The 18,571-nt window shown below is 70.1% G+C and carries 15 protein-coding genes; 3 read left to right on the top strand and 12 right to left on the bottom strand.

Annotation, left to right across the window (positions count from 1 at the left end):
• Window positions 1-11: 11 nt before the first annotated feature.
• Window positions 12-2,234 carry an MMPL family transporter gene (locus tag M2271_RS01035; RefSeq protein ID WP_280885108.1) on the bottom strand — a complete coding sequence of 741 codons (2,223 nt, stop codon included), beginning with the start codon at window positions 2,232-2,234 and terminating at the stop codon, window positions 12-14.
• A gap of 199 nt (window positions 2,235-2,433) precedes the next feature.
• Here M2271_RS01035 and M2271_RS01030 point away from each other — a divergent pair, with 199 nt between their 5' ends.
• Window positions 2,434-2,640: a hypothetical protein gene (locus tag M2271_RS01030; protein WP_280885107.1), complete on the top strand. Its 207-nt coding sequence runs from the start codon at window positions 2,434-2,436 to the stop codon at window positions 2,638-2,640.
• Between the two features lie 121 nt (window positions 2,641-2,761).
• Window positions 2,762-4,165, top strand: coding sequence for a Si-specific NAD(P)(+) transhydrogenase (gene sthA / locus M2271_RS01025; protein WP_280885106.1), 1,404 nt, complete (start codon window positions 2,762-2,764; stop codon window positions 4,163-4,165).
• Window positions 4,166-4,274: 109 nt separating this feature from the next.
• Here sthA and M2271_RS01020 read toward each other — a convergent pair whose 3' ends face one another.
• The 5 genes from M2271_RS01020 to M2271_RS01000 form a co-directional block, all read right to left on the bottom strand.
• Window positions 4,275-4,565, bottom strand: coding sequence for a DUF6355 family natural product biosynthesis protein (locus tag M2271_RS01020; RefSeq protein ID WP_280885105.1), 291 nt, complete (start codon window positions 4,563-4,565; stop codon window positions 4,275-4,277).
• Between the two features lie 197 nt (window positions 4,566-4,762).
• Window positions 4,763-5,944, bottom strand: coding sequence for a HoxN/HupN/NixA family nickel/cobalt transporter (locus M2271_RS01015; protein ID WP_280885104.1), 1,182 nt, complete (start codon window positions 5,942-5,944; stop codon window positions 4,763-4,765).
• 224 nt (window positions 5,945-6,168) lie between these two features.
• Complete coding sequence (locus tag M2271_RS01010; RefSeq protein WP_280885103.1) at window positions 6,169-7,665, bottom strand: hypothetical protein; 1,497 nt, start codon at window positions 7,663-7,665, stop codon at window positions 6,169-6,171.
• Window positions 7,666-7,829: 164 nt separating this feature from the next.
• On the bottom strand, window positions 7,830-10,184 hold the full coding sequence (locus tag M2271_RS01005; protein WP_280885102.1) for a glycosyl hydrolase family 65 protein: 2,355 nt from the start codon (window positions 10,182-10,184) through the stop codon (window positions 7,830-7,832).
• A complete protein-coding gene (locus M2271_RS01000; RefSeq protein ID WP_280885101.1) occupies window positions 10,181-10,918 on the bottom strand; it encodes a beta-phosphoglucomutase family hydrolase in 738 nt (245 codons plus the stop codon). The genes M2271_RS01005 and M2271_RS01000 overlap by 4 nt, the downstream gene beginning before the upstream one ends.
• A 105-nt stretch (window positions 10,919-11,023) precedes the next feature.
• Here M2271_RS01000 and M2271_RS00995 point away from each other — a divergent pair, with 105 nt between their 5' ends.
• The gene (locus M2271_RS00995; RefSeq protein WP_280885100.1) at window positions 11,024-11,737 is read left to right on the top strand and encodes a nucleoside/nucleotide kinase family protein; all 714 of its coding nucleotides are present in this window, start codon (window positions 11,024-11,026) and stop codon (window positions 11,735-11,737) included.
• 105 nt (window positions 11,738-11,842) lie between these two features.
• On the opposite strand, the gene M2271_RS00990 is transcribed toward M2271_RS00995, so the two are convergent.
• The 6 genes from M2271_RS00990 to M2271_RS00965 all read right to left on the bottom strand — a co-directional run bounded on the left by M2271_RS00990 (window position 11,843) and on the right by M2271_RS00965 (window position 18,382).
• Entirely contained in the window at window positions 11,843-12,004 is a 162-nt protein-coding gene (locus M2271_RS00990) for a hypothetical protein (RefSeq protein ID WP_280885099.1), read from the bottom strand.
• Window positions 12,001-13,719 carry a hypothetical protein gene (locus M2271_RS00985; RefSeq protein WP_280885098.1) on the bottom strand — a complete coding sequence of 573 codons (1,719 nt, stop codon included), beginning with the start codon at window positions 13,717-13,719 and terminating at the stop codon, window positions 12,001-12,003. The genes M2271_RS00990 and M2271_RS00985 overlap by 4 nt, the downstream gene beginning before the upstream one ends.
• A gap of 2 nt (window positions 13,720-13,721) precedes the next feature.
• Window positions 13,722-14,624 carry a carbohydrate ABC transporter permease gene (locus tag M2271_RS00980; protein ID WP_280885097.1) on the bottom strand — a complete coding sequence of 301 codons (903 nt, stop codon included), beginning with the start codon at window positions 14,622-14,624 and terminating at the stop codon, window positions 13,722-13,724.
• Window positions 14,621-15,532, bottom strand: coding sequence for a sugar ABC transporter permease (locus tag M2271_RS00975; RefSeq protein WP_280885096.1), 912 nt, complete (start codon window positions 15,530-15,532; stop codon window positions 14,621-14,623). The genes M2271_RS00980 and M2271_RS00975 overlap by 4 nt, the downstream gene beginning before the upstream one ends.
• Window positions 15,533-15,656: 124 nt before the next feature.
• The gene (locus M2271_RS00970; protein ID WP_280885095.1) at window positions 15,657-16,979 is read right to left on the bottom strand and encodes an extracellular solute-binding protein; all 1,323 of its coding nucleotides are present in this window, start codon (window positions 16,977-16,979) and stop codon (window positions 15,657-15,659) included.
• Window positions 16,980-17,251: 272 nt separating this feature from the next.
• Window positions 17,252-18,382, bottom strand: coding sequence for an ROK family transcriptional regulator (locus M2271_RS00965; protein ID WP_280885094.1), 1,131 nt, complete (start codon window positions 18,380-18,382; stop codon window positions 17,252-17,254).
• Window positions 18,383-18,571 lie beyond the last annotated feature (189 nt).

Here is an 18,571-nt window from a genome sequence, read left to right as displayed (position 1 = left end):
ATTGCTGACACTCACACCCTCTCCCCCTCCCCCTCGGTGTCGATGTGCGGGAGGATCCGGTCCAGGAGGCGGGGTGTCCACCAGGCATGCCGTCCCAGCAGGGTCATCACCGCCGGGACCATCAGCAGGCGTACGACGGTGGCGTCGATGAGCACGCTGACGGCCAGCCCCAGTCCCAGCATCTTCACCACGATGTTGTCGCTGATGATGAACGCGGCGAACACGCTCACCATGATCAGCGCGGCGCAGCTGATGACGCGCGCGGTGATCTCCAGGGCGTGGGCGACGGAGGCCTTGGCGTCGCCGGTGCGCAGCCAGGCCTCGTGGACACGGGAGAGCAGGAAGATCTCGTAGTCCATGCTGAGCCCGAAGATGATCGCGAACATCATCATCGGCACATAGCTCTCGATGGGCACCTTGCCGTGGACGCCGAGCGCGGGGCCGCCCCAGCCCCACTGGAAGACCGCGACGACGACACCGTAGGAGGCCGTGATCGAGAGGACGTTGAGGACGGCCGCCTTCAGTGCGACGAGCAGGCCGCGGAAGACCGCGAGGATGATCAGGAAGGACAGGGCGACGACCACGCCGATGATGAGCGGCAGCCGGCTCGCCACGATGTCCCGGAAGTCGACCTGCGCGGCGGTCGTCCCGGTGACATAGCCCTTGGCGTCCGTGCCGGAGACCGCGTCGGGCAGGGTGTCGTCGACCAGGCGGTTGGTCAGGTCGGTGGTGTCCGCGTTCTGCGGGGACTGCTGGGAGTAGACCGTGGCGATCAGGACGTCGCCGTCCGGGGTGGGTTTCAGCGGGGTGACCGTGGCGGCTCCGGCGACGGCACCAAGGGTCTTCTGTGCCTGCGCGGAGAGGCTGTCGCGCTGCGACGACGGTACGTCGGTCTGGTCGATGACGACGGTGAGCGGGCCGTTGGAGCCGGGGCCGAAGGCGTCGGTCATCAGGTCGTAGGCCCGCCGGTCGGTGAAGGAGGTGGGGTCGGCGCCGTCACCGATGTGGCCGAGCTGGATGGACAGGACCGGGATGGCGAGGATCAGGACGGTGGTGACGCCCGCGGCCAGATACCGCCACGGCCGCCGCTCCACCCGCTGGGCGTAGCGGTGCCAGGTGCCCTGGATCTCGGCTCCGCCCGGGTTGGTCTCGGCGACGGGACGGCGTACCCGGTAACGGTCGACGTGGGTGCCGATCAGCCCCAGCAGGGCCGGGACCAGGGTCAGGGCGCCCAGCACCGCCGAGACGACCGTCACCGCCGCGGCCAGCCCGAGCAGGCCGATGAAGCTCACGCCCGACGCGGACAGACCGGCCAGCGCGATGATCACCGTGCAGCCGGAGACCAGGACGGCCCGCCCGCTGGTGGCGGTGGCCTGCCCCGCCGAGCGGACCGGGTCCTTGCCGTCCATGAGGTTCTGCCGGTGGCGGGTGATCAGGAACAGCGCGTAGTCGATGCCGACGCCGAGGCCGATCATCGTGGCCAGGGTCGGCGAGACGGTGGCGAAGGTGAAGGCGGCGGCGAGCAGCCCGAGGCAGGCCAGCCCCCCGAGGACGCCGACCAGGGCGGTCAGCAGAGGCAGACCGGCGGCGATGACGCTGCCGAAGCCGACCAGCAGGACGACGATCGCGACCGCGAAGCCGATCAGTTCGCTCACCCGGTCGTCGGCGGCCGGTCGGGCCAGTTCACCGAGCGGTCCGCCGTACTCGACCTGCGCGCCCGCCGCGCGGAGCGGTTGCACGGCGTTGTCGACGCCGTGCAGATAGCCGTCGCCGAGGGTGGAGGGCTGCACGTCGAACCGGACGGTGATGTAGGCGGTCTTTCCGTCGGACGAGACCGGGCCGACCTTGGTCGAGGAGCCGGACAGCGGATTCTGCGCGGCGAGCACGTGGGGCAGTTTCTGCAGGTCGGCCACTGTCGTGGTGATCTGGGAGCTGAGCGAACTCAGAGGTTCCTGCCCGTCGTGCAGGACGATCTGGCTGCTGTAGCCGCCTGCCGCCGCATCGTGCCGCTTGAGGACGTCGAGGCCCTCCTGGGACTGCACACCGGGCAGCGAGAAGTTGTCGGAGTACGTGCCGCCGTAGGTCCGGTTGAGAACCTGGAGGGCCACCAGCGCCACGAGCCAGGCCACGATGACGATCACGAAGTGCCGGGCGCACCACTGTCCGAGCCGCCGCAAAGCCCCTGGGGCGGCGCTTTCCCCTTCCCCCTCCTCGGATGTCTCTGTTGCGTGCATGGCCCTGGTCTTCTCTGCCGGCCGAGTCGTCGGACATCCTCATTAGACGCCGGGGTGATCGTCGGGGCATCCCGGGCGGGGAGCGAGGGTGTTCCGGTCGCTCGGGATGCAGGGTCCGCCCGGGCGTTGAATGGTGATATCGGGCCCGGTGAGGAAAAACCGGGACTGCGGAACCCTCCGGATCCTAGGAGCAGACATCATGCCGACGTCACAGCCCGAAGCGTCAGGGCAGTCCGAGGACGGCACGACCCCGGACGCCCTGCTGCACATCCGTACCGGCACGGACGTGTCACCCGAGGACGTGGTGCTCGCCTCCGGCAAGGACCTCACTCCGGACACCCTCGAATGGGCCAGACGCAAGCTGGCGGCCGAGGGCCCGGCCGCGCTCGACAAACTTCTGCCGTAGTACGAGGCCGGCGCCGGCCTCGTACTACGGACGTCGACGGATCGACGGGGATCGACGGGGATCGACGGGGATTGCCCTCCGCCCTTTCGGAGGAGCCCTCGGGGCTGACAGACTCCGGAGGATGCCCGACTTCGACATGCTCGTCATCGGATCCGGACCCGGGGGCCAGAAGGCCGCCATCGCCGCGGCCAAGCTGGGCCGCCGGGTCGCCGTCGTCGACCGCCCCGACATGGTCGGCGGGGTCTCCATCCACACCGGCACCATCCCCTCCAAGACACTGCGCGAGGCGGTGCTGTACCTCACCGGTCTCAGCCAGCGCGACCTGTACGGACAGAGCTACCGGCTGAAGGAGGAGATCACCGTCGCCGACCTGACCGCGCGCACTCACCACGTGGTCAGCCGCGAGGTCGATGTCATCCGCAACCAGCTGTCCCGCAACCACGTAGCGCTGTACGCCGGCACCGCCGGCTTCGTCGATCCCCACACCGTCGCCGTGCGCGAGGCCACCGGCCAGGAACGCCTGGTCACCGCCGACCACATCGTGATCGCCACCGGAACCCGCCCCGCGCGCCCCGACAGCGTCGAGTTCGACGGGCGGACCATCATGGACTCCGACAACGTGCTCGCTCTGGAGCGGGTGCCGCGTTCCATGGTCATCGTCGGCGCCGGGGTCATCGGCATGGAGTACGCGTCGATGTTCGCGGCACTCGGCAGCAAGGTCACCGTGGTCGAGAAGCGGGCCGGGATGCTCGACATGTGCGACGTCGAGGTGATCGAGTCCCTCAAGTACCAGCTGCGGGACCTGGCGGTGACGTTCCGTTTCGGGGAGACCGTGGCCGCGGTGGAACGCCACTCCCGGGGCACGCTCACCCTTCTGGAGAGCGGCAAGAAGATCCCCGCCGACGCCGTGATGTACTCGGCGGGCCGGCAGGGCCTCACCGACGACCTCGACCTCGGCAAGGCCGGCCTGACGGCGGACGCCCGGGGCCGGATCACGGTGGACGAGCACTACCGCACCGAGGTGCCGCACATCTACGCCGTCGGGGACGTCATCGGCTTCCCGGCGCTGGCGGCGACCTCGATGGAGCAGGGCCGGGCGGCGGCGTACCACGCGTGCGGGGAGTCCGCCCCCAAGATGCACCACCTCCAGCCGATCGGCATCTACACCATCCCCGAGATCAGCTTCGTGGGCCGGACGGAGGACCAGCTCACCGAGGACCGGGTGCCGTTCGAGGTCGGCATCTCCCGCTACCGCGAACTGGCCCGCGGGCAGATCATGGGTGACTCGCACGGCATGCTGAAACTGCTGGTCTCCCCCGAGGACCGCACCCTGCTCGGGGTGCACTGCTTCGGCTCCGGCGCCACCGAACTCATCCACATCGGCCAGTCGGTGATGGGCTGCGGCGGCACCGTCGACTACCTGGTCGACGCGGTGTTCAACTACCCGACGCTCGCGGAGTCCTACAAGGTCGCCGCCCTGGACGCCACCAACAAGCTCCGTCTCATCGACCGGATCGGGGACTGAACCTCAGCCCCTCAGATCACCTCGGGCTGCGGCCGCAACGCGTCATGACCCCGGGCAGAAGCGCTCCGTACCGTCGGGGCGGGACGGTACGGAGCACGACCGGGGCCCGTCAGCAGGTGCGGCCGACGTAGTAGGCGCCGTCGATCTTGCTCGCGGCGCCCAGCCAGGTCTTGCCGGGCGCGACGCACCGCTCGTAGTCGCGCGCCAGGCGGACCTCGACCTTGATGACGACCCGTGAGCCGTCGGAGGTGCAGTGGTTGTAGTAGGCGTCGGAGCCGGTCTCGAAGAACCCGCACGGGTCGGCGGCCGCGGGGCTCGCGGCGGTGGTCACCGCGCCCATCGAGGCGAACACGAGGGCGAGGGAACCGAGGGCGCTGGTCACCATACGACGAACACGCAAGGGAGTCTCCTTGGCGAGGGAAGGCAGCCGGAGCCGGAAGAGCCGTGGCTGCCGAACGGTGGATTTCCGTCCCAGAATCACCCTCGCCATGCCCCGCGGTTGACATTCGCCGGAGCGTTCACCTGGCGAAACGTTATGTCGTTACGCCATTGGTGTGACCGTTCCCCGTTCCGCCCGCGCCTTGACCCGTCGCATGGTCAAGGCCGGCCGACCGTACTCTGTTCGGCCGCCTCTTCCGCGGGAGCGGCCAGTCCGGCGGTCCACTTCTCCTCGATGCGGCCGGCCTTCCACACCACCAGAGCGACCGCCCAGGTGGCGAAGAACAGCCCGACGATGACGAAGCCGAGGATGTTCAGGTCGAGGCCGGCGATCCAGTCCCAGAAGGGGCCGTGCAGGTCGAGCTTCTCCGCGAGCAGGCCGAGGAGTTCGGCGGTGCCGATGAGGAGGGCGACGGCGACGGACAGGCCGGTGATGGTGAGGTTGTAGTAGACCTTGCGGACGGGCTTGGAGAAGGCCCAGCCGTAGGCGAAGTTCATGAAGGTGCCGTCGATCGTGTCGAGGAGGGACATGCCGGCGGCGAACAGGACGGGCAGACACAGGATCGCGTACCAGGGCAGGCCCGAGGCGGCTGAGGAGCCGGCCAGGACGAGCAGGGCGATCTCGGTGGCGGTGTCGAAGCCGAGCCCGAACAGCAGGCCCAGCGGATACATCTGCCCGGGCTTGGTGATCGACCTCATGACCCGTCCGAGGAGGCGGTTCATGAAGCCGCGGTTGTTCAGTTGCTCCTCCAGGGCGGCCTCGTCGTAGTGGCCGGAGCGCATCTGCCGGAACACCTTCCAGATGCCGGCCAGGATGACCAGGTTGATCCCGGCGATGACGTAGAGGAAGGTCCCGGAGACGGTCGTACCGATGAGGCCGGTGATGTCATGGAGCCGGGAGTCGTCGTCGCGGACCGGTCCGGCAAGGGTCTTCATGCCGAGGGAGAGCAGCAGCGCCAGGACGAAGACGACGCTGGAGTGGCCCAGGGAGAACCAGAAACCGACCGACAGCGGCCGCTGTCCCTCGCTCATCAGCTTGCGGGTGGTGTTGTCGATCGCCGCGATGTGGTCGGCGTCGAAGGCGTGCCGCATGCCGAGCGTGTACGCGGTCACGCCGATGCCGACGCCGAAGGACTTCTCGCCGACGCTGTAGTGGTGCGGGGCGACGAGCGCCACCAGCGTGAACCAGCCGATGACGTGCAGGGCCACGACGGCGGCGGCCATCCCGCCCACCCTGGTCCACTCCTGCCGCGTCATGGAGCCGAGGACGCGGCGCCAGGCCGAGCCCCTCTCGGGGGCGGCGGGGAGGAGAGGCGGAGCGGAGTCAGGGGCGGCCGTCATCGGGAGGAGGATCTTTCTCTGGGAGGAACGACCGCGTCCAGCAGCCTTGTGCCATCCTCCAGCAGTTGCAAGCCATGTGCAGTAAAGCCCGTGGCAGGTCTTTCCCACGAGTGGGGAAAGCAGCCTGTCACGGCGGGTGTCACGGGGTCACCGGGCTGCGTCACCGGGCCGCGGCGGCGCAGGCTGCCGTCACCGGGCTGCGGCGGCGGTGCCCCGCACCGGCGTCATCCGGTTCCGCCCCCGGTCGGGGTCGGCGCGATGTGGAGGTCCACGCCGGCGGACCGGTGGGTGTCCCAGTCGCGGGCGTACGTGGGCGGCTTGGCGCCGGGGAGGGTGAGGTTGGCGGCCGGGATCCGGCGGACGGTGCGCAGGATGTCCGCCCGGGTGCTGTTGGCGTTGTGGCCGCCGGTCGCAGCCGAGGAGCAACCGGTGTAGTAGGCGATGGGGATGGCCTCGTGCCCGGTGAGCAGACAGGGCGGCCGGACGCCCAGGCGGTGCAGTGCGTCGGCGGTGGCGGCCCAGTCGCGGCGGTCGGTGCCCGTACGGTCCACGGTGCGCTCCAGGACGACGTACTGCACCGCCAGATGTCCCGCCAGGCCGAGTGCCACCACGGCCGCGGCCGCCGGGCGCCAGCGGCCGTCCGGCCGGGTGATCAGGTGCAGGAGCCCGTCGGCGACCGGGATCGCGATCAGCGCGTAGGCGGGCAGCAGGAAGCGGGGAGCCGCGTAACCGATCATGAACAGATACGGCACGGCGGCCGTGGCGGCGCAGGCCAGCGGCAGCAGTGTCCGCTCGGTGCGGCGGGCCCGCACCGCGACCACGAGGCCGACGACGGCGAGCAGCGGGAGGACGAACCACCAGAGGGTCACCACCGGGTTGGGCATCGCTCCGGTGCACGGACGGCACAGGATCCGTCCGCCCAGACTGCGCACCTGGTCGTCGACGGCGAGGTTCCAGCCCAGGCCGCCCTGGATGTCCGAGGCGTCGGACAGCCGCTGTCCCAGGCCGCCGTAGCCGACGTAGGCCTCGATCACCCACTCCACCGCGCCCGCGGCGAGTCCGCCGGCCAGCGCCGCCGCGGGGCGCCACAGGCGGGCCACCGCCACCAGGACGAGCAGCGGCAGCGTGCCCCACACGGCATCGGTGGGCCGCATCCACGCCATCAGCATGGCGCCCGCGGCGACGCCCCACAGGGCGGCCCGGTCGCGGCTGTCCGCGCGGACCCGCAGGAAGCAGCCGGCGGTGATCAGGGCGCCGAGGGCGACCCAGTAGTTGGGCATGGCCTGCGGGCCGTAGTAGAGCGTCACCCACAGGGAGGCGAAGAGCGCGCCCGCCAGGACCAGGACGCGGGTCGGGAACAGCCCGCGCCAGATCCGCAGGGCCAGGTAGAGGCCCAGGCCGGAGAGCACGGCGAGGTAGACGCGCAGCAGTTCGGTGGACGTCGACCAGGACGCGATGGGCGCCACCAGCAGGGAGATGCCCCGGGCACGCGGTGCGCTGAAGTAGGCGGCCGGGGCCTGGGTGCCGACCTGGCTGACGTACACGGTCTCGTCCCAGCCGAGGCCCAGGCCCGGGCCGGCGAACAGCAGTTGGGCGAGGGTGAAGGCGGCGGCCACGGCCGCGAGCGGCCACGCCCAGCGCGTTCGACCGGACGCGCCGGGCACGCTCGCCGGTTCGTGTCTTCGCAGACCGACGAGCGTGCCGTTCGTGCCGTGCACCATTCCACCCCTCACCCCTACTGTCGTAGGGCCGCTCGGCTCCCGCGGCCCGGCGAGCGGGAAGCGGGATCGGATTAACTGAAAAACACGCCAAAGTTAACCCGAGGTGGACCGGTGCGCAGATGATATTCGGTCAGGTGACTGACCTGATCGGTGGATCCGCCTGGTCAGTGGGCGGTGGGGCTGCGGTGCGGGGGCTGGTCGGGGGTCGGGCGGGTCTGGTGCGGCGGGATCGCGCGGACCACGGGGCCGTCGCCGTTCACGGTGAAGGCGGCTCCGTGGTGTCGGATCGTCAGGGGCTCACCCGACACGAGTGCGTAGGTGGTCTTGTCCGGGCCGATCTCCACGCGCAGGCGCCGGCCGAGGAGTTGGAGGGTGAAGGCGAGGCGGCTGAACCGGTCGGGCAGACGGGGCGCGAACCGGAGGGAGTCGCCGTCCCGGCGCAGGCCGCCGAACCCGGCGACCAGGGCCGTCCAGGAGCCGGCGAGGGACGCGATGTGCAGTCCGTCGCGGGTGTTCTGCTCCAGGTCGGCGAGGTCCATCAGCGCCGCCTCGGCCGTGTAGGCGTAGGCCAGGTCGAGATGCCCGGCCTGGGCGGCGACGACGGCCTGGACACATGCCGAGAGCGAGGAGTCCCGTACGGTCAGCGGCTCGTAGTAGGCGAAGTTGCGGGCGATCTGGTCCTCGTCGTGGAACTCCTCGAACCAGCCGCCGCACGTGTACATCGCCAGTACCAGGTCGGCCTGCTTGACGACCTGCTTGCGGTAGAGGTCGAAGTAGGGGAAGTGCAGCAGCAGCGGGTACTGGTCGGGGCGGGTGCCGTCGAAATCCCAGCGCTGGTAACGGGTGAAGCCGGCGTGCTGTTCATGGACGCCGAGTTCGTCGTTGTAGGGGATGTGCACGGCCTCGGCGGCGTCCCGCCAGGCGGCGCTCTCCTCGTCGTCGACGCCGAGGCGGGCCGCCTGGCCGAGGTGGCGTTCGCAGGCGTCGGCGGCGGCCAGCAGGTTCGCCCGGGCCATGAGGTTGGTGTACAGGTTGTCGTCGGCCACCGCGCTGTACTCGTCGGGGCCGGTGACTCCGTCGATGTGGAAGACACCGTGGTGGTCGTGGTGGCCGAGTGAGCGCCACAACCGGGCTGTCTCCACCAGGAGTTCGACGCCGGTGTCCCGTTCGAAGTCCGTGTCGCCGGTCGCCTCGGTGTAACGCACCACGGCGTCGGCGATGGCGGCGTTGACATGGAACGCGGCTGTGCCGGCCGGCCAGTACGCCGACCCCTCCGATCCCTCGATGGTGCGCCAGGGGAACGCGGCCCCGTTCAGCCCGAGTTGCTGGGCGCGTTCCCGGGCCGCGGGCAGGGTGTTCTGCCGCCAGCGCAGCGCCTCGGCGACGGAGTCGGGCGCGGTGTAGGTGAGCAGGGGCAGGACGAAGGTCTCGGTGTCCCAGAAGGCGTGCCCGTCGTAGCCCGATCCGGTCAACCCCTTGGCGGGGATGGCCCGTTGCTCGGCGCGGGCGCCGGCCTGCAGGACGTGGAAGAGGGCGAAGCGGACGGCCTGCTGGATCTCCTCGTCGCCGTCGACCTCGACGTCGGCGCGGGCCCAGAAGTCGTCGAGGTAGTCCCGCTGTTCGTCGAGGAGGCCCTGCCAGCCGCTGTGCGCGGCCGCCGCCAGGGCAGCCTCGACCTGGTCGCTCATCGCGGGCCGGGAGCGGGCGCCGGACCAGCCGTGGGCGACGAGCTTCTCCACGCGCAGCCGCTGTCCGGGTTCCAGGACGGAGGTGACCGTCAGCCGGGACACGTCCACGTTGCTCTCGCTGCTGGTGGTGGTCCGCTCGGGGCCGTCGACGACATGGTCGGCGGCCACGGCCACCCGGAGGCCGCTGCGGCGGGTGCGGTGCACCAGGCGCAGCCGGGAACCGACGGCGAAGTCCTCCTCCGGCTCCAGCGGTGACTTCAGGGCGCGGGCGGCACGCGGATCGCCGTTCGGGTCGGGCAGGCTCTCGTTGGCGACGAGTTCCGACTGGATCACCACTCGGGTGCGGCTGTCGACGGGTTCCACCTCGTAGGCGACGGCCGCGATGGCCCGCTGGGTGAGGGAGACGAGCCGCGTGGAGCGTACGCGAACCCGTGACCCGGCCGGGGAGATCCACTCGCAGGTCCGCTCCAGGACTCCCCTGCGCAGGTCCAGGGTGCGTTCGTGGGCGACGAGGCGTCCGTAGCGCAGGTCGAACGGCTCGTCGTCGACCAGCAGCCGCAGCACCTTGCCGTTGGTGACGTTGATGACGGTCTGCCCGGACTCCGGGTAGCCGTAGCCGGCCTCGGCGTAGGGCAGGGGGTGCAGTTCGTGCACTCCGTTGAGGTAGGAGCCGGGCAGTCCGTGCGGTTCGCCCTCGTCGAGGTTTCCGCGCCAGCCGACATGGCCGTTGGAGAGCGCGAACACGGACTCGCTCTGGGCGAGGACGTCGAGGTCGAGGTCCCTCTCGCGGACGGCCCAGGGTTCCACGGTGTACGCCCGGTCGGTGATCACTGGGTGCCTCCCAGCTCGGCGAGGTCCTTCACGACCACGTCCGCGCCGTGCGCGTACAGCGCGTCGGTCTGTCCGACCCGGTCGACACCGACGACGTAGCCGAAGTGGCCGGAGCGGCCCGCGTCCATGCCGGCCAGGGCGTCCTCGAAGACCGCGCAGCGGGCGGCTTCGACGCCCAGGTCCCGCGCGGCGGTCAGGAAGGTGTCGGGACGTGGCTTGCCCGGCAGTTTCCGCTCGGCGGCCACCACACCGTCGATCCGTACGTCGAAGAGGTCCTCGGCGTCGATCGCGCGCAGGACGTCACGGCAGTTGGCGCTGGAGGAGACGATCGCGGTCCGCAGGCCCTTCGCACGGACGTCGGCTATGTAGCGCAGGGTGCCGTCGTAGGCCTCCACTCCGTCGGTGCGGATCCTCTCCAGGACCAGGTCGTTCTTGCGGTTGCCCAGTCCGTGGACGGTCGGTGCGTCGGGTGGGTCGTCCGCCGTGCCGTCGGGCAGGTCGATGCCGCGGGAGGCGAGGAAGGTGCGGACGCCGTCGGCTCGGGGGCGGCCGTCGACGTACTCGTCGTAGTCACTGTCGCCGAACGGCCGGAAGTGCGCGCCCTCGCGTTCGCGCAGGAACGCGTCGAACATCTCCTTCCAGGCGGCCGCGTGCACCACGGCCGTCCTGGTGACCACGCCGTCGAGGTCGAAGAGGCAGGCCTGAATGTCTTCGGGAAGACCGAGCTCCGTCATAAGGACACGGTTCCCCGCGAAACCGTCTCCAGTGGGTGGCGAACGCCACATCGGAAGCACTTCACGGCACACTCTCACCCCGCGCCGGATGACACACTCTGCTCTGTGCCGCTGACCTTCGACGACCTCCTCACCCGGGCCCGCGCCCTCACGCGCCCCGGCCGCCGTGCGCTCCTCGGCATCGCCGGCAGCCCGGGCGCGGGCAAGACGACGCTCGCCGAGCAGCTCGTACGGGCCCTGAACTCGCCCGGTGACCCATGGATGGCGCATGTCCCCATGGATGGCTTCCACCTGGCCGACGTCGAACTGGACCGGCTCGGCCTGCGGGAGCGCAAGGGCGCGCCCGACACCTTCGACGCGGCGGGGTACGCGGCGCTGCTGCGGCGGCTGCGCTTCGACGAGCCGGACGGTGAGATCGTGTACGCGCCCGGTTTCGAGCGGGCGCTGGAGCAGCCGGTCGCGGGGGCGATCCCGGTGCCGTCGGCCGCCCGGCTGGTCGTGACGGAGGGGAACTACCTGCTGCTGGACACGGGCGCGTGGCGGCGTGTCCGGGCTGAGCTGGACGAGGTGTGGTTCTGTGAGATCGACGAGCAGGAGCGGGTGAGCCGACTGGTGGCCCGGCACGAGGAGTTCGGCAAGAGCCACGAGGAGGCGGTGGCCTGGGTGCTGCGCTCGGACCAGCCCAACGCGGAGCTGATCGCGGCGACCCGGGAGCGGGCGGACCTGGTGGTGCGCGACCTCGTAGGGTGGCCGGATGGGCCTGGACATCACCGTACTGGCGGTGGACCGGGGCCAGTTGGAGCGGACACCGGCCGATGAGCGGGAGGGTCTCCGGTACGAGGCCATGGCCCCGGACGACGAGCCCGGCCCGCTGCCGGAGGCTCGGGCCGACCCACTGACAGTTCGGGGCGCGCGCCGCGACCCTCAGCCGGCGGCGGCGCGCAGCGTCAGCTCCGGCTCGGCGTGGGCGTCCCCGGCCGGCTCCCCGATCACGGCGGTGAAGGTGTCCGTCCGTACCGTCAGGCCATCCCGGCCCCGTCGGCCCTTCATGCCCGGGATGGCCATGGCGTGGTTCGTCGGGGTCACACGACAGGTGCGGATCGGCGGGCGTGCAGTGCGACGGTCAGTGTGTGCGGGCCGTGTCCACCGATGTAGACGCGGTTCCCGGTCGTCGCATCGGTGCCGCCCACAACGGTGTAGTCCTGACCCGGGTCGTACCGTAGTACATCGCTCCGGTCCGGCCCGGCGAGCGGTTCGCCTGCCTCGACGCCGGCCTCGACCCGGATCTCGTCGTCCCCGACACGGTAGGTCATCGGTCCGGTCGCCAGGCACCAGCGTCCGTCGCCGATCGGTACGGCGCCCTCCGGCACGCCGCCCGGCCGGAAGGTCAGTTCGAGCGCCCAGGGCACCCGTGGCCCGCTGATGTCGATCCGCAGGTCGGCACCGTCTTCCCTCAGGTCCACCTCGACGCGGATCGTGTGCGAGACCTCGTCCCTAGGCCGGTCCGGGAAGGCCATCGCGGCCGAGAAGCGACCCTCGTCCGCCATCCGGTAGACGCCGCCGTCCCGTCGCCCGTCCGGCGGGAGCGGCTGGTAGTAGGCGGCTGTGAGGGTTTCAGTGAGCCGGTACCGGCTGGCGGCGAGCTGTTGCATGCCGGCGGCGCGGAACGGGCCCAGGTCGAAGAAGCCCCGGGAGAGACGGACCGCGTCGAGGACGGCGTCGCCGGCGAACAGGCGCAGGAAGGTGGGATTGCAGGCGAGGCCCGAGCGGATGCGCCGGTGCTCGGGCACGTCGGAGCCGCCGGACACCACCGTGTGCGCGGTGGCCGAGGCGCGTGCGGCGAGACGCGCGGTGGTGATGTACCGGTCGCGGGGCAGTGTCTCCATGGCCGGTGCCGGCAGTGTGCGGCACAGGTCCGGGGTGAGCAGGGTCCCGGCGAGCAGGTCGGGGTCGTCGATGCCGCAGGCGGCCGCCAGCCGCGCCGCCCGGCTGAAGTCGCCTCGGCCGGTGCGGACCGCGAACAGCCGGTAGTGCGGCAGGAAGGGCGCCAGTGGGAACGGGTGGTTCTGGTCCTGCCGTCGCGAGTGGACGGTCTCCACCGTGCCGTCCGGCCTGATGAGGTCCAGGGTGGTGGCGAGATTGCGTTCCACGGCGTCCAGCAGGTCGGCACGGCCGAGCACGTCGGCCAGCAGCAGCAGCGAAGGGTTGGACACGTGGGCCGCGTAGTTGGCGCTCCGTTCCGAGTACAGGCCCTCCGCGTCGATGTCGACGCCCTCGGAGAGCCACTCCTCGATGCGGTGGAGCAGCCGGTCGTCGGGGAACGACCGGTGCAGCCGGGCCAGCGCCGCGCACAGCTCCCAACGGTGGTTCGGGGTGTGCACCCCACCGGTCAGGAGACTGCTCGAGGCGGCGCAGGCGATCTCGGCGAGCGCGGCCGTGACGTCGCGCAGTTCCGGCCCCGCACCGGCAGCGAGGACGTGCGCGTCGCACACGTCGTTGACGGTGAACGCGGAGTCCGGCGGTGACTGCACGTTGTCGCCGCCGGCGAAGAGGCCGGTGGTGGTCTGCGCGGCCCGCAGGGCGCCCAGGTGGGTCATCGTGGCGGCGATGGCCTGCCTGCTGCCGTGCAGTGCCGAGTCCGGGGAACGGTAGGCCGCGATCAGGGTCTTCACCCGACGCGCCAGACCACGGTGCGGCACACCGGTGGGTTCCTCGTCGGGGCCGGCCGCCAGCGGGGCGGCAAGCCGGTCGGCGGCGCGGGCCACCGCGCGGACGAACTCATGGTCGAGCGTGGTGGGCACGGTCAGTCCTTCAGTCCGGCGTTGATGTCGGCGCCCATGACGTAGCGCTGGAAGACCAGGAAGATGACGATCAGAGGGATCATGGAGATGACGGATGCGCCGAGCAGTACCGACCAGTTGATGTTCTGCGCGCCGACGATGCTCTGGATGCCGATCTGCACGGTGAACTTGTTGGGGTCGTTGAGCATCAGAAGCGGCCAGATGTAGTCGTTCCATCGCCACTGGAAGGACAGGATCGCGAGTGTCAGCATGATGGGCCGGGAGAGCGGCACCATGATCCGTAGGAAGATCGACAGTTCGCGGGCGCCGTCGATGCGTGCGGCTTCCACCAGTTCGTCGGGAACCGTCAGGAAGAACTGGCGGAACATGAAGCATCCGGTCGCGGTGAGCACGGCCGGGAGGATGATGCCGCTGAACGAGTTGTAGAGGCCGAGGTTGCGGACCACCAGGAACTCAGGGGCGAGCATGACCTCGGACGGCAGCATCGTGGTGGCCAGGATGCAGATGAAGAAGACCTTGAGCCACTTGTTGTCGTACTTGGCCAGCGCGTACCCGGTACAGCAGCTGACTCCCACCGTGAGGATCGTCGTGATCACGCACACGATGGCCGTGTTGATGAAGTACTGGGAGAAGTTGGCACTGCGCCACGCGGTCAGGTAACCCGACAGGGTGGGGTTGTGCGGAACCAGCGTCAGCGGATAGGAGAACAGGTCGCTGGCCGGCTTGAGGGAGCTGAGGATGAACCACAGCACCGGCAATCCGTACAGGCACGCCAGGATCCACAGCAGCGTCGTCGCGGGCACTGCCCGCCGGAACCCACCGCTGACCGCACGGCGGGGCTGCTTTTTGGAGACGGCCCGTCCGGGACCGGCGTCGGCCGGGCGTGGCGTGTCTGTGGTTGTCATCGGTTCTCCACCCGCCGGTTGACGATCAGCTGGATGATCGCGACGGCCATCAGGATGAGCATGAGCACGAATGACGCGGCGCTCGCGTAGCCGATCTGGCCCCGTTTGAAGCCGGTCTCATAGATGTACTGGACAAGCAGGTTGTTCGACGTGCCGGGTCCGCCGTTGTTGAGGGCGACGAACACCGGGTATTCCTTCATCGCGTTGATCGTGTTGAGCAGGATGACGATGAACGAGGTGGGCGCAATGCTCGGCAGCGTGATGCTGATGAACTGGCGCCATGGGCCGGCGCCGTCGAGCGAGGCCGCCTCGTAGTACGACACCGGTACGTTCTTGATCGCCGCGATGAACAGCAGCATCGAGAAGCCCGTCCAGGCCCAGGATGCCGCCATCACCACCACTGTCAACGACAGGTCCGCGTTCGACTGCCACGGAACGGCACTTCCGCCGAGCTTCTCGATGACGTAGTTGACCAGTCCGAAGTTCTCACCGAACAGCCACCGCCACAGGACACCCACGACGATGGGCGACAGAAGCCACGGGATGAAGAAGACGACGCGGGCGACCGACGCGCCCTTGGCGTGCTTGCTCACCAACAGGTTGGCGGTGAGCAGCGAGACCGCGAAGTTCAGCGGTACGAAGAGCACGGCGTACAGCAGCGTCCGGGTCAGCGCGTCGTAGAAGGTGGAGTCCCCGAACAGGTTGTGGTAGTTGTCCAGTCCGATGAACTGGTACGCCCCCACACCCGTGTAGTTCGTGAAGGAGTAGACGAGCCCGATCACCGCCGGCCAGACGAAGAACAGCGCGAAGAGCACGACATTGGCCGCGATGAGGACGAGCGGCGCGATGACGTACCTGTTGCGTCTCCTGGGCGGGCTCACGGACACGTCCGAGGCGCGTTTTGTCATCTTCCTGACTCCGTGCTGGTGGAATGGATTCCTGTGGGCTCACGCCAGGAGCCCGGCATCACGTGGGCGCCCAGGGCCGGGCGGCGGTGTCTCGACCCCGCCGCCCGGGCCCGCCGGCCTACGATCAGCCGCCGACCTGCTGGTTGTAGACGGACACGATGGTGTCCAAGGCCTTGCCGACCGACTGCTGGCCGTTGATCGCCTTGCCGATCTCCGCCTTGGTCGGGTCGTCGGGGAGGCTCTTGCCCTTCAGCACCCAGTTCGTCTGGGCGGTGTTGAAGTAGCCGGAGATCGGGGCGTAGAGCGGGATCTCCTCGTTGTACAGCTTGAACGCCGCCTGCGCCGCCTCGGAGGTGAAGGGGTACTTCGGGTTCAGACCGCTCTCGACGGGCAGGAACCCGGACGCCTCACACAGCTCGCGGTAGTGGTCCGGCTCGTACAGCCAGGACATGAACTTCGTCGCGGCGGTGGCCGCGGCGCCGTTGTTGTTGAAGCCCACCATCATGCCGCCGCTGTTGACGTCGCTTGCCTGCACCGGCTCGGCGGGAGTCGGGACGCTCGCCCAGTCGAACTTCTTGATGCTCTCCGCGAAGGCGGGAACCTGCCACACACCGGACCAGTAGGCGACCACGTCACCGCTCTGGAACATGGCCGACGGGTCGGCGCCGCTGGTCCACACCGACTTCGGCATGGTCTTGTCGTCGTTCAGTCCGACGAAGTAGTTCACGGCCTTCTTGGTCGCCGCGTCCACCGAGAACTTGCCGGAGGAGTCCGCGTGGACGTACTTCCCGCCGAGCTCGTACACCATGGCGCGGAGCCGCGACGGCGACTGGTCGAACGTCAGGGAGTACTTGGCGCCGGTCTTCTCCCGGACCTTGTCCGCCGCCTTGATGAAGTCGGTCCAGGTCCAGGTCTTCTGGGGCGAGCTCGGGAAGGAGACGCCGGCCTTCTTGAACAGCGTCTTGTTGATGAACAGGCCGGACGCGGTGACGTCCGAGGGGATGGACAGCACCTTCCCGGACGAGTCCTTGGCCAGGAAGTTGGCGTTGATCTTGTTGCTCTTCTTGTTGGCGATCGAGCTGAGATCGATCAGCTTGTTCGACCAGATCGGGTCCAGCGCCGGCACGGCCGCCACGTCGGGCAGAGAGTTCGCCTGCGCGGCGTTGTGCAGCTTCGTCGCGTAGCCGTCGTAGGGGATGTTGACGAGCTTGACGGAGACGCCGGCTTCCTTCTTGTACTGCGCCACCACCTTCTTCCAGCCCGCGTCCTGCCCCGGAACCGTGGAAATCCAGAACGTCAACGACTTGGAGTTCCCGCCCGAGCCGGACCCCGACCCACAGGCGGAGAGGAGAAGGGCGCCTGCCGTGGCCACGGCAGCGAGGGGAATCACGCGGCGTATGCCGCCACTGCCGAGCCGGCGGGAGCGCCGCACACCCACACTGATCATCTTCGATCCCTTTTCGTCATTGGGGACGGAGCACGGCGCCGACCGAGGCGGCACGGGTGCGTTTTGCAGGAGATTTGGCTTTCCGGGGGCACGGCCTCGCCCGGCCGCGTCGTCCTCATGGGTGGGTCCCCGGCCTTCAGGGCCGTGACCTCGCGAGCACGCCCTCGCGTGGCTGCCGTACCTCACGTACGGTCGGGACGCTCACCCCAAGTCGGCGTCCCGGCCGACTTAGAAAGCGCTTGTCCGGACATTGGCAGACCGAGCCGGGGCCGTCAATCCTTCGTTCGCGCGGGCTCGGTCACGTTTTGGACTCCCCGGGCCACCGCGAGCCGGGCGGCACCCACGACCGTGCCGAGGTCCCCGACCGTGCTGCTGACCACCTCGGTGGGCCAGCTCAGCCGCCCCAGCTCGGCCCGCACACCGGGCAGGAGCTGCGGATCCGCACCGGTGCTGCCGCCCAGCACGATCAGCCCCGGGTCGAGTACGGCGGTCACCGCGGCGGCGAGGCGTCCGACGTCCGCGGCGTGGCGGCCGACGACGGCCAGGGCCGAGGCCCGGCCCTGTCCGGCGAGGGCGAAGAGCCGCTCGGCGGTGCGCGGGCACGGCCCGTCGTCGTCCTGCCATGCCTTGGCGGTCCGCCGCAGGAGCGAGCGGGCGCCGATGTACTCCTCCAGCGCCTCGTGGCGAGGCTCGCGGCCGTCGTCCCAGGGGTAGGGCAGCCGGGCCAGCTCTCCGGCGGCGCCGTTGGCTCCGCGCAGCACCCGGCCGCCGACCACGATGCCGAGGCCGATGCCCACGCCGATCCGCAGATAGCCGAAGGTGTGGTGGCCGCGGGCGGCACCCTCGTGCAGTTCGGCGAGCGCGGCGCAGTTGACGTTGTTCTCGAGGTGGACGGGCACGCCCGGCGGCAGTGCGACGGTCATGGCGTCGAAGACGGGGCCGGCCTTGGCGGTCGCGGGGCGCATCCCGCCGTCCTTCCGCGGTGCGGTGACATCGCCGACGGCGACGACGACGGTGCGCAGCGGGGCGTCGGCGGGCAGCGCGCCGAGCGCCTCGCGCACCACGTCGGCGGCCTCTTCCCGCGCGCCGGTGGCCTGGGCGAGCAGGGTGCCGTCCAGGCCGCAGCCGCGCACCCGGGTGAGGGCGGGACCCAGGTCGACGGCGAGTACGGCGCCGGCGGCCGGGCCGAGACGGTAGACGGCGGCGGTGCGGCCCGTGCCGCTGGACGCGGTGCCGGAGTGGGCGGCGAGCCGGGCGCCCTCCAGTTCCGCGACGGCGGAGGACACCGTCGGCTTGGACAGGCCCGCCAGGCTCGCGAGCTGCGGCCGGGTGGCCCTGCCCGCCCCGGCCAGCACGGCGAACACCGCGCTCGCACTCTCGGTCAGGCGAGGGGCTTTCACCACGTCGTGTTCCACAGTTCTCCCCCACGGGTCAACGCCGCGTTCCCGGTCCGATCGGCTCCGCGGAACACGGCGATGGGATGCCCTGGCGACGCGGTTCCCGCCCCCTGCGGCCCCGTGGGACCGCCCGGTGATCGAGTGCGCGAAGCCTCTTGACACGCACTGTACTTCGTTAGTTAACTTCCTAACGAA

This window comes from Streptomyces sp. LBL (assembly GCF_029893585.1).
Classification (GTDB): Bacteria; Actinomycetota; Actinomycetes; order Streptomycetales; family Streptomycetaceae; genus Streptomyces.
This window is presented reverse-complemented; position numbering and strand designations above follow the sequence as displayed.

Excerpts from the sequence above, each read along its gene's own strand:
- M2271_RS00975 (WP_280885096.1), bottom strand. The coding sequence starts at position 15,532 with ATGACAAAACGCGCCTCGGACGTGTCCGTGAGCCCGCCCAGGAGACGC.
- M2271_RS01000 (WP_280885101.1), bottom strand. The coding sequence starts at position 10,918 with ATGACGGAGCTCGGTCTTCCCGAAGACATTCAGGCCTGCCTCTTCGAC.
- M2271_RS00980 (WP_280885097.1), bottom strand. The coding sequence starts at position 14,624 with ATGACAACCACAGACACGCCACGCCCGGCCGACGCCGGTCCCGGACGG.
- M2271_RS00970 (WP_280885095.1), bottom strand. The coding sequence starts at position 16,979 with ATGATCAGTGTGGGTGTGCGGCGCTCCCGCCGGCTCGGCAGTGGCGGC.
- sthA (WP_280885106.1), top strand. The coding sequence starts at position 2,762 with ATGCCCGACTTCGACATGCTCGTCATCGGATCCGGACCCGGGGGCCAG.
- M2271_RS01030 (WP_280885107.1), top strand. The coding sequence starts at position 2,434 with ATGCCGACGTCACAGCCCGAAGCGTCAGGGCAGTCCGAGGACGGCACG.
- M2271_RS01015 (WP_280885104.1), bottom strand. The coding sequence starts at position 5,944 with ATGACGGCCGCCCCTGACTCCGCTCCGCCTCTCCTCCCCGCCGCCCCC.
- M2271_RS01035 (WP_280885108.1), bottom strand. The coding sequence starts at position 2,234 with ATGCACGCAACAGAGACATCCGAGGAGGGGGAAGGGGAAAGCGCCGCC.
- M2271_RS01010 (WP_280885103.1), bottom strand. The coding sequence starts at position 7,665 with ATGGTGCACGGCACGAACGGCACGCTCGTCGGTCTGCGAAGACACGAA.